Origin of the sequence: Streptomyces lomondensis, assembly GCF_014651035.1 — a bacterium.
Lineage (GTDB): Bacteria > Actinomycetota > Actinomycetes > Streptomycetales > Streptomycetaceae > Streptomyces > Streptomyces lomondensis.
Genome location: NZ_BMWC01000002.1, coordinates 630,769 through 643,869, shown reverse-complemented (window position 1 = coordinate 643,869; position 13,101 = coordinate 630,769). Strand labels below are relative to the sequence as shown.

Below are 13,101 nucleotides of genomic sequence, written 5' to 3'. Positions count from 1 at the left end.
CCCCAGGACCCCCGTATCAGACCCCATGACTTACAACCCTGAGAGGGATTGACGCATAGTGCTCGACGTCAACTTCTTCGACGAGCTCCGGATCGGTCTGGCCACCGCTGACGACATCCGTCAGTGGAGCCACGGCGAGGTCAAGAAGCCCGAGACGATCAACTACCGCACGCTCAAGCCCGAAAAGGACGGACTCTTCTGCGAGAAGATCTTCGGTCCGACCCGGGACTGGGAGTGCTACTGCGGCAAGTACAAGCGTGTCCGCTTCAAGGGCATCATCTGTGAGCGCTGCGGCGTCGAGGTGACCCGCGCCAAGGTGCGCCGTGAGCGGATGGGCCACATCGAACTGGCCGCGCCCGTCACGCACATCTGGTACTTCAAGGGTGTCCCGAGCCGCCTGGGCTACCTGCTCGACCTGGCTCCCAAGGACCTCGAGAAGGTCATCTACTTCGCGGCGTACATGATCACGTACGTCGACGAGGAGCGCCGCACCCGCGACCTGCCCTCGCTGGAGGCCCACGTCTCCGTCGAGCGCCAGCAGATCGAGCAGCGCCGCGACGCCGACCTGGAGGCCCGCGCCAAGAAGCTCGAGACCGACCTGGCCGAGCTGGAGGCCGAGGGCGCCAAGGCCGATGTGCGCCGCAAGGTGCGCGAGGGTGCCGAGCGCGAGATGAAGCAGCTGCGTGACCGTGCGCAGCGCGAGATCGACCGTCTCGACGAGGTGTGGAACCGGTTCAAGAACCTCAAGGTCCAGGACCTGGAGGGCGACGAGCTGCTCTACCGCGAGCTGCGCGACCGCTTCGGCACGTACTTCGACGGCTCGATGGGTGCCGCGGCGCTGCAGAAGCGCCTGGAGTCCTTCGACCTGGAGGAGGAGGCCGAGCGCCTCCGCGAGATCATCCGTACCGGCAAGGGCCAGAAGAAGACCCGTGCGCTCAAGCGCCTGAAGGTCGTCTCCGCGTTCCTGCAGACCAGCAACAGCCCCAAGGGCATGGTCCTGGACTGCGTGCCGGTCATCCCGCCGGACCTGCGTCCGATGGTGCAGCTGGACGGTGGCCGCTTCGCGACCTCCGACCTGAACGACCTGTACCGCCGCGTGATCAACCGGAACAACCGCCTGAAGCGCCTTCTCGACCTCGGTGCGCCCGAGATCATCGTGAACAACGAGAAGCGCATGCTCCAGGAGGCCGTCGACGCGCTGTTCGACAACGGCCGACGCGGCCGTCCGGTCACCGGTCCCGGTAACCGCCCGCTGAAGTCCCTCAGCGACATGCTGAAGGGTAAGCAGGGCCGCTTCCGTCAGAACCTGCTCGGTAAGCGTGTGGACTACTCCGCGCGTTCCGTGATCGTCGTCGGTCCGCAGCTGAAGCTGCACCAGTGCGGTCTGCCGAAGGCGATGGCGCTGGAGCTCTTCAAGCCGTTCGTGATGAAGCGCCTGGTCGACCTGAACCACGCGCAGAACATCAAGAGCGCGAAGCGGATGGTCGAGCGCGGCCGTACCGTCGTGTACGACGTGCTGGAAGAGGTCATCGCGGAGCACCCGGTTCTGCTGAACCGTGCGCCCACGCTGCACCGCCTCGGCATCCAGGCCTTCGAGCCGCAGCTGGTCGAGGGCAAGGCCATCCAGATCCACCCGCTCGTCTGCACCGCGTTCAACGCGGACTTCGACGGTGACCAGATGGCCGTGCACCTGCCGCTGTCCGCGGAGGCGCAGGCCGAGGCCCGCATCCTGATGCTGTCCTCGAACAACATCCTCAAGCCCGCCGACGGCCGTCCGGTGACGATGCCGACCCAGGACATGGTCCTCGGTCTGTTCTTCCTCACCACCGACGGCGAGATGCGCGAGCTGAAGGGCGAGGGCCGTTCGTTCGCCTCGGTCGCGGAGGCGATCATGGCCTTCGACGCGGGCGAGCTGTCGCTCCAGTCGAGGATCGACGTCCGCTTCCCGGTCGGCACCATCCCGCCGCGTGGCTGGACCCCGCCGGCGCGCGAGGAGGGCGAGCCCGAGTGGCAGCAGGGTGACAGCTTCCGGCTGAACACCACCCTGGGCCGTGCGCTCTTCAACGAGCTGCTGCCCGAGGACTACCCGTTCGTCGACTACGAGGTCGGCAAGAAGCAGCTCTCCGAGATCGTCAACGACCTCGCCGAGCGCTACCCGAAGGTCATCGTGGCGGCGACGCTCGACAACCTGAAGGCGGCCGGCTTCTACTGGGCCACCCGTTCCGGCGTCACGGTCGCCATCTCCGACGTCGTCGTCCCCGAGGCGAAGAAGGAGATCGTCCGCGGCTACGAGGCGCAGGACGAGAAGGTCCAGAAGCAGTACGAGCGCGGTCTGATCACCAAGGACGAGCGCACGCAGGAGCTCATCGCGATCTGGACCAAGGCGACCAACGAGGTCGCCGAGGCGATGAACGACAACTTCCCGAAGACCAACCCGATCTTCATGATGGTGAACTCGGGTGCACGAGGCAACATGATGCAGATGCGTCAGATCGCCGGTATGCGTGGTCTGGTGTCGAACGCGAAGAACGAGACGATCCCGCGTCCGATCAAGGCGTCGTTCCGTGAGGGTCTGTCCGTGCTGGAGTACTTCATCTCCACGCACGGTGCCCGTAAGGGTCTGGCGGACACCGCTCTGCGTACCGCCGACTCGGGTTACCTCACGCGTCGTCTGGTCGACGTCTCCCAGGACGTCATCATCCGCGAGGAGGACTGCGGCACCGAGCGCGGTCTGCGTCTGAAGATCGCCGACCGGAACGCCGAGGGCACGCTGCTCAAGGCGGAGGACGTCGAGACGTCCGTGTACGCGCGCTGCCTCGCCGAGGACATCGTCGTGGACGGGCAGGTGCTGGCCCCGGCCGGTACCGACCTGGGCGACGTCCTCATCGAGGAGCTCGTCTCCCGCGGCGTCGAGGAGGTCAAGACCCGCTCGGTCCTGACCTGCGAGTCCGCCGTCGGCACCTGCGCGATGTGCTACGGCCGTTCGCTGGCCACCGGCAAGCTGGTCGACATCGGTGAGGCGGTCGGCATCATCGCCGCCCAGTCCATCGGTGAGCCCGGCACCCAGCTGACGATGCGTACCTTCCACACCGGTGGTGTGGCCGGTGACGACATCACCCAGGGTCTGCCGCGTGTCGTCGAGCTCTTCGAGGCCCGTACGCCGAAGGGTGTCGCCCCGATCTCCGAGGCCTCCGGCCGCGTGCGGATCGAGGAGACCGAGAAGACCAAGAAGATCGTCGTCACCCCGGACGACGGCAGCGACGAGATGGCCTACCCCATCTCGAAGCGTGCGCGTTTGATGGTCAGCGAGGGCGAGCACGTCGAGGTGGGCCAGAAGCTCACCGTGGGTGCCACCAACCCGCACGACGTGCTGCGCATCCTGGGCCAGCGTGCCGTCCAGGTCCACCTGGTCGGCGAGGTCCAGAAGGTCTACAACTCGCAGGGTGTGTCGATCCACGACAAGCACATCGAGATCATCATCCGGCAGATGCTCCGCCGTGTGACGATCATCGAGTCCGGCGACGCCGAGCTGCTGCCCGGCGAGCTGGTCGAGCGCTCGAAGTTCGAGACCGAGAACCGTCGTGTGGTCCAGGAGGGCGGTCACCCGGCCTCCGGTCGTCCGCAGCTCATGGGTATCACCAAGGCCTCGCTGGCGACCGAGTCGTGGCTGTCGGCGGCGTCCTTCCAGGAGACGACCAGGGTCCTCACGGACGCGGCGATCAACGCCAAGTCCGACTCCCTGATCGGCCTCAAGGAGAACGTCATCATCGGTAAGCTCATCCCGGCCGGTACGGGTCTGTCCCGCTACCGCAACATCCGGGTCGAGCCGACCGAGGAGGCCAAGGCCGCGATGTACTCGGCCGTGGGCTACGACGACATCGACTACTCGCCGTTCGGCACGGGCTCCGGCCAGGCCGTCCCGCTGGAGGACTACGACTACGGTCCGTACAACCAGTAAGCGAGTCGCTTGAGCCGAGGGCGGTCATCCTTTGGGGTGGCCGCCCTTCGGCGTGCCGGCGCGCCCGGCGGTGGACGCACCGGTGCCGGAAACGCCGCTTCGGCGCATCATGGAAGGACTCCGGCTCCAGGGGAGGTGCTCCGTGTCGCAGCCGCCCTATCCGTCCTGGCAACCCTGGCAGGGCCCCAGCGCCCCGTCGATGCTCGCCTCGCACGCCGACCGGGAACGCGCCGTGGACGTGCTCAGAGCCGGGTACGGCGAGGGCCGGATGGAGCACGCCGAGTTCGAGAAGCGGGTGGCGCGGGCCTACGCGGCGCGGACCGTGGGGGAGCTGGCGCTGCTCGTCGCCGACCTGCCGCAGGGGCCCGTACCGCAGTCCGCCGGTGCCGCGCCGGTGCCGCGGACCTTCCTGCCCGTGCCGCGGCCGCAGACGAATGGCAAGGCGGTCGCGGCCGGCGTGTGCGGGCTGCTGTGCGTGCCGACCATGGGGCTGACCGGGATTCCGGCCGTCGTGCTGGGGCACATCGCGCGGGCCGAGATCCGCAGCCGCGGGGAGCTGGGGGACGGGCTCGCGCTGACCGGTCTGGTGCTCGGGTGGTTGTCCACCGCCGGCTGGGCACTCGTAGTGGTGTTGCTTACGGTGGTGTCCATCGCGGCCGGCTGACCCAGGCGCAAGGAATATGTGCAAATCGGACAGCCGCCACCGAATTGAAGATCGATAACGGCTGAGGGTCTTGACATGTTCCGCCTGGCGATGCGGGCGGCGCCCATTTGTTTTGACCGCAGCGAATGCGATAGGTACGCTCAGACCTTGTGCCTGGGGTGTGCCCTGGCTCTCGTGCGTGCCATCAACCGCACGTCGAGCCGTAACCGGCCACCGTGATCCGCGCTTAATTCTGCCTGGCGGCGGGAGTCCGCGGGATTCGACACACCCGACCGCGTGGGTCGGCGACGTTCCAGGTTAGCTTCACCTATCGGCACACAGAAACCGGAGAAGTAGTGCCTACGATCCAGCAGCTGGTCCGCAAGGGCCGGCAGGACAAGGTCGAGAAGAACAAGACGCCCGCACTCGAGGGTTCCCCTCAGCGTCGTGGCGTCTGCACGCGTGTGTTCACGACCACTCCGAAGAAGCCGAACTCGGCCCTCCGTAAGGTCGCGCGTGTGCGTCTGACCAGCGGCATCGAGGTCACGGCTTACATTCCGGGTGAGGGACACAACCTGCAGGAGCACTCCATCGTGCTCGTGCGCGGCGGCCGTGTGAAGGACCTGCCGGGTGTTCGCTACAAGATCATCCGCGGCTCCCTCGACACCCAGGGTGTCAAGAACCGCAAGCAGGCCCGCAGCCGTTACGGCGCCAAGAAGGAGAAGTAAGAATGCCTCGTAAGGGCCCCGCCCCGAAGCGTCCGGTCATCATCGACCCGGTCTACGGCTCTCCTCTGGTGACCTCCCTGATCAACAAGGTGCTGCTGAACGGCAAGCGCTCCACCGCCGAGCGCATCGTCTACGGCGCCATGGAGGGCCTGCGCGAGAAGACCGGCAACGACCCGGTCATCACGCTGAAGCGCGCTCTCGAGAACATCAAGCCGACCCTCGAGGTCAAGTCCCGCCGTGTCGGTGGTGCCACCTACCAGGTCCCGGTCGAGGTCAAGCCCGGCCGTGCCAACACCCTGGCGCTGCGCTGGCTCGTCGGTTACTCCCGCGCCCGTCGCGAGAAGACCATGACCGAGCGTCTGCTCAACGAGCTCCTCGACGCCAGCAACGGCCTGGGTGCCGCTGTGAAGAAGCGCGAGGACACGCACAAGATGGCCGAGTCCAACAAGGCCTTCGCGCACTACCGCTGGTAGTCGCAGACCCCATCGAGACCGAGAGAAGACTGAAGCCTTATGGCTACCACTTCGCTTGACCTGGCCAGGGTCCGCAACATCGGGATCATGGCCCACATCGACGCGGGCAAGACGACCACCACCGAGCGGATCCTGTTCTACACCGGCGTTTCGTACAAGATCGGTGAGGTCCACGACGGCGCTGCCACCATGGACTGGATGGAGCAGGAGCAGGAGCGTGGCATCACGATCACCTCTGCTGCCACCACCTGCCACTGGCCGCTGGAAGACGTCGACCACACCATCAACATCATCGACACGCCGGGCCACGTCGACTTCACCGTCGAGGTGGAGCGTTCCCTGCGCGTGCTCGACGGTGCCGTGACGGTGTTCGACGGCGTCGCCGGCGTGGAGCCCCAGTCCGAGACGGTGTGGCGTCAGGCGGACCGCTACGGCGTTCCGCGTATCTGCTTCGTGAACAAGCTCGACCGCACCGGTGCCGAGTTCCACCGCTGCGTCGACATGATCTCCGACCGCCTGGGCGCGCAGCCGCTGGTCATGCAGCTGCCGATCGGCGCGGAGGCGGACTTCAAGGGCGTCATCGACCTCGTGACGATGAAGGCCCTGGTCTGGTCGGCCGAGGCGACCAAGGGCGAGATGTACGACACCGTCGACATCCCGGACACCCACGCCGAGGCTGCCGAGGAGTACCGCGGCAAGCTGCTCGAGGCCGTCGCCGAGAACGACGAAGAGCTGATGGAGCTGTACCTGGAGGGCACCGAGCCCACCGTGGAGCAGCTCTACGCCGCGATCCGTCGCATCACCATCGCGTCCGGCAAGGGCGAGGGCACCACCGTCACCCCCGTCTTCTGCGGCACCGCGTTCAAGAACAAGGGCGTTCAGCCCCTGCTCGACGCGGTCGTGCGCTACCTGCCCTCCCCGCTCGACGTCGAGGCCATCGAGGGCCACGACGCCAAGGACCCGGAGCAGGTCATCGCCCGCAAGCCGTCGGACGACGAGCCGCTCGCCGCGCTGGCGTTCAAGATCATGAGCGACCCGCACCTCGGCAAGCTCACCTTCGTCCGGGTCTACTCGGGCCGCCTGGAGTCGGGCACGCAGGTGCTCAACTCCGTCAAGGGCAAGAAGGAGCGCATCGGCAAGATCTACCGCATGCACGCCAACAAGCGTGAGGAGATCGAGTCGGTGGGCGCCGGCGACATCGTCGCCGTCATGGGCCTGAAGCAGACCACCACCGGTGAGACGCTGTCCGACGACAAGAACCCGGTCATCCTGGAGTCCATGGACTTCCCGGCGCCGGTCATCCAGGTCGCCATCGAGCCCAAGTCGAAGGGCGACCAGGAGAAGCTCGGCGTCGCGATCCAGCGTCTGGCCGAGGAGGACCCGTCCTTCCAGGTCCACACGAACGAGGAGACCGGCCAGACCATCATCGGCGGCATGGGCGAGCTGCACCTCGAGGTGCTGGTCGACCGCATGAAGCGCGAGTTCAAGGTCGAGGCCAACGTCGGCAAGCCGCAGGTCGCCTACCGTGAGACGATCCGCAAGGCCGTCGAGAAGGTCGAGTTCACCCACAAGAAGCAGACGGGTGGTACCGGCCAGTTCGCCCGCGTCATCATCGCGATCGAGCCGATCGAGGGCGGCGACGCCTCGTACGAGTTCATCAACAAGGTGACCGGTGGCCGTGTGCCGAAGGAGTACATTCCCTCGGTGGACGCCGGTGCGCAGGAGGCCATGCAGTTCGGCATCCTCGCCGGTTACGAGATGACCGGTGTCCGCGTGACGCTGCTCGACGGTGCCTACCACGAGGTCGACTCCTCCGAGCTCGCGTTCAAGATCGCCGGTTCGCAGGCCTTCAAGGAGGCCGCGCGCAAGGCCAGCCCCGTGCTGCTCGAGCCGATGATGGCCGTCGAGGTCACCACGCCCGAGGACTACATGGGTGAGGTCATCGGCGACATCAACTCCCGCCGTGGTCAGATCGAGGCCATGGAGGAGCGGGCCGGTGCCCGCGTCGTGAGGGGTCTCGTGCCTCTTTCGGAGATGTTCGGCTACGTCGGAGACCTCCGCAGCAAGACGTCGGGTCGCGCAAGCTACTCGATGCAGTTCGACTCCTACGCCGAGGTTCCGCGGAACGTCGCCGAGGAGATCATCGCGAAGGCCAAGGGCGAGTAACGGACCCCGTCCAGACGCCGTAGGCTTGACTCCGGAGCCTCGTGGGGCATTCCCCCGCATTCTCGGGTGAATGCCCCGGGCCCCGGGTTTTGACAGCAAAGATCACCTGGCGCCGATGAAGTAAGGCGTACAGAACCACTCCACAGGAGGACCCCAGTGGCGAAGGCGAAGTTCGAGCGGACTAAGCCGCACGTCAACATCGGCACCATCGGTCACATCGACCACGGTAAGACCACCCTGACGGCGGCTATTACCAAGGTGCTGCACGAGGCGTACCCGGACCTGAACGAGGCCACCCCGTTCGACAACATCGACAAGGCGCCCGAGGAGCGCCAGCGCGGTATCACCATCTCCATCGCGCACGTCGAGTACCAGACCGAGGCGCGTCACTACGCCCACGTCGACTGCCCGGGTCACGCGGACTACATCAAGAACATGATCACCGGTGCCGCGCAGATGGACGGCGCGATCCTGGTGGTCGCCGCCACCGACGGCCCGATGCCGCAGACCAAGGAGCACGTGCTCCTGGCCCGCCAGGTCGGCGTGCCGTACATCGTCGTCGCCCTGAACAAGGCCGACATGGTGGACGACGAGGAGATCCTGGAGCTCGTCGAGCTCGAGGTCCGTGAGCTCCTCTCCGAGTACGAGTTCCCGGGCGATGACTGCCCGGTCGTCAAGGTCTCCGCGCTGAAGGCGCTGGAGGGCGACAAGGAGTGGACGCAGTCCGTCCTGGAGCTCATGAACGCCGTCGACACCGCGATTCCGGAGCCGGAGCGCGACGTCGACAAGCCGTTCCTCATGCCGATCGAGGACGTCTTCACCATCACCGGTCGCGGTACGGTCGTCACCGGCCGTATCGAGCGCGGTGTGCTCAAGGTGAACGAGGAAGTCGAGATCATCGGCATCAAGGAAGAGAAGACCAAGACCACGGTTACGGGCATCGAGATGTTCCGTAAGCTGCTGGACGAGGGTCAGGCCGGTGAGAACGTCGGTCTGCTGCTCCGTGGTATCAAGCGCGAGGATGTCGAGCGCGGCCAGGTCATCATCAAGCCGGGCACCGTCACCCCGCACACGGAGTTCGAGGCCCAGGCCTACATCCTGTCCAAGGACGAGGGTGGCCGCCACACGCCGTTCTTCAACAACTACCGCCCGCAGTTCTACTTCCGCACGACGGACGTGACCGGCGTGGTGACCCTCCCCGAGGGCACCGAGATGGTCATGCCGGGTGACAACACCGAGATGAAGGTGGAGCTCATCCAGCCCGTCGCCATGGAGGAGGGCCTGAAGTTCGCCATCCGTGAGGGTGGCCGGACCGTGGGCGCCGGCCAGGTCACCAAGATCACCAAGTGAGTCTTCGGACTGGCTTGAGGGTCTGCTGACCTGAGTGGCTCGGAGGGGCCCGTACGACTTCGGTCGTGCGGGCCCCTTTGCTGTGTCCGGAAGGTCTCCGGGGAGGTCACTGCATGTTCTGCAGATGCGGGTGGTCGTACGACGTCTCGCAGACGTAGAGCTGCAGGCAGTAGCCGCGCCCGATGTTGAGGTGGGTGGCGCAGGCCGGGCCGTCCGTGTGATGGCCCGTGTAGCCGGCGTCCTCCAGCGGGCGCCAGCTGTCGCTGCCGCCGTCCCATTCGGCGCCGTCGATGGTGAGCAGGGGGCGGACGCCCGAGCCGCACTCCGGGCAGGACATGGGGAAGGGGTCGGAGAAGCTCCAGGGGGCGTGGCCGCCGACCTTGGTGCCGGGGGCGACGGAGAGGTCGTACTGGTAGCAGACGGCGGCTTCCTCGTCTTCGGCCTCCTCCTCGATCTCGTCCTCCCAGGCGCTGATCCGCTCGGCGAGTTCTTCGGGCAGCTCGTGCGGGGCCGGGTATTCGGTGACCGGCTCGGGGTGCAGCACACAGGGCTCGGGCAGGTAGTCGGCGCTGCCGATGACGGACGGCTGCGGGACGTCGGTGCGGGGTGCGACCACATCGCCGGCGGTGCGCCAGCGCAGCTCCGCGCGGGGCAGGTAGTCCGGGTCGTGGTCGAAGGGGCACCACAGCACCTGGAGCAGATCGGCGCCGTCCGGGCAGGGCAGGCCCGGGACGTCGGAGGCGTAGAGCTGGGCCACGGGCACCATCGGGACCGGGCCCTTCTGCGGTATGCGGGTCTTCCTGGTCGCCCGGTCGACGATCACCCGCTCCTCGGCGGTCAGCAGGTCCTCCCCGTCGGCGCGGGGACGCGCCCATGCCTCCGTGAGGATCCGCCGCCGGAGCCGGACGTCGGCCGGGGCGAGACCGAGGTGCCAGGGGCCGCTGTGCTCCGAGCAGCTCGGCCAGGGTTCGTCGGCCGGCCACAGCAGGGGCCCGCCGAGGGAACTGTCGGTGGCTGACGGAGTTTCCGCCCGGGGGGGGGAGTCGGACGGTGGTGCGGGCGAGCGGGGCGAGCTCGGGGTAGAGGGCCGTGACGTCCAGGGGGCGGGGTGGGGTGGTGCGGGTCATGGGGGCAGAGTATGGGGCCGCACTGACAGCGGCGCTTCGCCCAGGGCGGCTCGGTCAGAGGTCGACTTCTGCCCAGACGGTCTTGCGCGGGGGCAGGCCCGGGGTGACGCCCCAGCGGTCGGCGAACGCGTCGACGAGGAGCAGTCCGCGGCCGGACTCGGCCTCCGCGTCGGGGAGTTGCGGCGTCGGAAGCCGGTCGTCGCGGGTGTCGGTCACCTCGATGCGGAGGGTGTCGGCGACGACGTAGAGGAGCAGGCGGAAGTCGCGGCCCGGGATGCGGCCGTGAGTCGCGGCGTTGGTCGACAGCTCCGCGACGAGCTGCGCCGCCGGGTCCAAGGGCAGTCCCCAGGAACGCAGTTGTTCCGTCGCCAGGAGACGGGCGAGACGGGCTCCGCGTGGGGTGGGGGACAGCTGGAGGCTGAAGTTGCGGACCTGGGTGGCGAGTTCGAGTTCGCGTTCGAGTTCGGGGGAGTTCTGCTTCACGTCACCCAGCGTGGCCGTCGGCGCCTACCGTGAACAGTGACTCAGCGGGTGCGTACGGTGACTGTCCGGAGCTTGTCCGGTGGTGTCCGGGCTGTCGGCGTCGGGCGTGCGGGTAGGGCGCTGAGGCAGGGTCGTGCGACGGAAGGGTGCGGGATGACGGCCGAGGCGGCGGAGACGGGACGGCTCAAGAGCGAGGCGGACGAGCCGGGGTGGGAGGTCGACCCCGACGACGACTGGGGCGTCGCGGTCATCGCCACGGTGGGGCGGCAGCTGAAGCTGCGGCGGGAGGCGGTGGGGATGCGGGCCGCCGAGTTCGGAGCGGCGGTGGGGTACGGGGAGGACCTGGTCTACAAGATCGAGGGCGGGAAGCGGATTCCCCGGCAGGGGTACCTCGTTACGGCGGACCGGGTGCTGGGGGCGGGTGGGCTGATTGCGGCGACGTGGGAGGACGTGAAGAGGGTCCGGTATCCCAAGAAGGTGCGGGAGCTGGGGAAGCTGGAGGGCAAGGCGGTAGAGATCGGTGTGTACGAGTGCAACAGCATCCACGGGCTGTTGCAGACACCGGAGCACGCGCGGTGCTTGTTCGAGGCTTGGCAGCCGCCCTACTCGTCGGACGACGTCGAACGCATGGTGGCTGCTCGTATGGCGCGGCAGACGGTTTTCGAACGAGATCCGGCCCCATCGGTTCACTTCGTCCTGGAAGAGGCACCGCTGCGCCGACAAGTCGGGGGCACAATGGTGTGGAGGCAGCAGCTCGAACGTCTGCTGGCGGTGGGGCGCTTGAACAACGTCGCCCTTCAGGTGATGCCGACGAACACCGAGGCCCATCCGGGGCTGGATGGCAGGATCGAGTTGCTGAAGTTTCCGGACGGTACGGCGGTGGGACGCGCCGACGGCATGTACAACGGCAGACCCGTCTCCGACCCCAGGCATCTCCGCATCCTGGAGCTGCAGTACGGAAGCCTCCGTGCGCAGGCCCTCCCACCACGGGAGTCGCTGGCCTTTATCGAGGAACTGCTGGGAGAGACATGATTCGCAAGGCCTCGGCCGAACTGGCGTGGTTCAAGAGCAGTTACAGCAGCGGCACCAATGGTGAGTCCTGCGTCGAGATCGCGATAGCCCCGGACACCGCCACCATCCACGTCCGGGACTCCAAGCACACCCACGGCGCCCGGCTGGCCCTCTCGCCCGCCACCTGGTCGGGATTCGTGTCGGGCGTCCCGGAACTGGAGCGTGCGGGCCACTAGCCTTCGGTCCCGCCGCGGCTGGCGGTAACACTGGGGCATGACTTCCGACCGCCCGGATCAGCGGGGTCGGCTGCCGGTCGGGGACCCGGTCGCGGACGCGGACATCGACTTCGGCACGCTCTCCGTACGCCCGGCCCCGCCGCAGGGCTCGCCCTTCTGGACGGTGGACGAACTCAGTGAGTCAGCCGAGGGCCCAGGAGCGGCGGAAGCCGGTCCCTGAGGACGCGGCGTGCGGGCTCGGTGGACATCCACAGCAGTTTGTGACGGGTCCCGTCGGCCATCGTCAGCGTCATTCCGGACGTGGTCAGGCCGCCGTGGAGCCGGGCGTGTGCGATCTCGGCGAGGGGGAGCACCTTGTTGGTGCGGTGGGCGGAGCGGATGGCGTCGGGGTCGTAGGCAAGGGCCCGGTGGGTGTCGGGGGCGGCCAGGTCGGGCCCGCTGAACCCGGTCACCATCGTGGCGAGCAGGCCGCCGCGGATGCGGACCAGGTGGCCGGGGAGCAGCCACAGCTCCCCGTGGATCCAGTCCAGCCAGCCGGTCGTGCAGGTGGTGGCGAGGAGCTGTGCGGGTTGCAGACTGATCCGCGCGGCCCGGGCGACGGCATCGTCGAGCAGCGCGACGAACGCCTCGACGGAGCCGACGCGCCGACTCTCCTGCACGACCTTGCCCTGCGAGACGAAATGGAGCTGAGCCCAGCCGCTGCGGTGCACCTCTGCGGTCAGCTGGACGGCCCAGCCGGCCGAGCCGAACCGTACCGCCAGACCGGCGCGGTCGTCGGTCCACAGCACGGAGGACACCTGGACCTCGCTCCCGACCCCGCCCGCGGACCACTGCCCCCTCCGCTGCTCGATCTCCGCACCTGCCAGGGCCAGGTTCAGGGCTGCTCGCTGTCTCATCCGTCTCACGCCGCTGATCTTGTCGCATCC

11 protein-coding genes are annotated in these 13,101 nt (G+C 67.6%); 8 read left to right on the top strand and 3 right to left on the bottom strand.

Annotation, left to right across the window (positions count from 1 at the left end):
- Positions 1–58: 58 nt before the first annotated feature.
- From IE255_RS10340 to tuf, 6 genes are all read left to right on the top strand, one after another.
- Positions 59–3,958: a DNA-directed RNA polymerase subunit beta' gene (locus IE255_RS10340; RefSeq protein WP_190049872.1), complete on the top strand. Its 3,900-nt coding sequence runs from the start codon at positions 59–61 to the stop codon at positions 3,956–3,958.
- 142 nt (positions 3,959–4,100) lie between these two features.
- A complete protein-coding gene (locus IE255_RS10335; RefSeq protein WP_229906345.1) occupies positions 4,101–4,622 on the top strand; it encodes a DUF1707 and DUF4190 domain-containing protein in 522 nt (173 codons plus the stop codon).
- 335 nt (positions 4,623–4,957) lie between these two features.
- Entirely contained in the window at positions 4,958–5,329 is a 372-nt protein-coding gene (rpsL, locus tag IE255_RS10330; RefSeq protein WP_003948652.1) for a 30S ribosomal protein S12, read from the top strand.
- A gap of 2 nt (positions 5,330–5,331) precedes the next feature.
- Entirely contained in the window at positions 5,332–5,802 is a 471-nt protein-coding gene (gene rpsG, locus IE255_RS10325) for a 30S ribosomal protein S7 (RefSeq protein WP_003998848.1), read from the top strand.
- 39 nt (positions 5,803–5,841) lie between these two features.
- Positions 5,842–7,968, top strand: coding sequence for an elongation factor G (fusA, locus tag IE255_RS10320; protein ID WP_190049870.1), 2,127 nt, complete (start codon positions 5,842–5,844; stop codon positions 7,966–7,968).
- 156 nt (positions 7,969–8,124) lie between these two features.
- Positions 8,125–9,318 carry an elongation factor Tu gene (gene tuf, locus IE255_RS10315; RefSeq protein ID WP_190049869.1) on the top strand — a complete coding sequence of 398 codons (1,194 nt, stop codon included), beginning with the start codon at positions 8,125–8,127 and terminating at the stop codon, positions 9,316–9,318.
- Between the two features lie 106 nt (positions 9,319–9,424).
- Here the strand turns inward: tuf and IE255_RS10310 are convergent, their stop codons facing one another.
- Entirely contained in the window at positions 9,425–10,141 is a 717-nt protein-coding gene (locus IE255_RS10310) for a hypothetical protein (RefSeq protein WP_229906344.1), read from the bottom strand.
- A 358-nt stretch (positions 10,142–10,499) separates the two neighbouring features.
- The gene (locus IE255_RS10305) at positions 10,500–10,928 is read right to left on the bottom strand and encodes an ATP-binding protein (protein WP_190049868.1); all 429 of its coding nucleotides are present in this window, start codon (positions 10,926–10,928) and stop codon (positions 10,500–10,502) included.
- Between the two features lie 153 nt (positions 10,929–11,081).
- On the opposite strand from IE255_RS10305, the gene IE255_RS10300 reads away from it, so the two are divergent.
- Positions 11,082–11,960 (top strand): helix-turn-helix domain-containing protein, encoded by an 879-nt coding sequence (locus tag IE255_RS10300; protein WP_190049867.1) that lies wholly within the window; start codon positions 11,082–11,084, stop codon positions 11,958–11,960.
- Positions 11,957–12,175 carry a DUF397 domain-containing protein gene (locus IE255_RS10295; protein ID WP_190049866.1) on the top strand — a complete coding sequence of 73 codons (219 nt, stop codon included), beginning with the start codon at positions 11,957–11,959 and terminating at the stop codon, positions 12,173–12,175. Before IE255_RS10300 ends, IE255_RS10295 begins: the two co-directional genes overlap by 4 nt.
- A 173-nt stretch (positions 12,176–12,348) precedes the next feature.
- Here the strand turns inward: IE255_RS10295 and IE255_RS10290 are convergent, their stop codons facing one another.
- Positions 12,349–13,071, bottom strand: a complete 723-nt coding sequence (locus IE255_RS10290; protein ID WP_190049865.1) for a hypothetical protein — start codon at positions 13,069–13,071, stop codon at positions 12,349–12,351.
- Between the last annotated feature and the right edge of the window lie 30 nt (positions 13,072–13,101).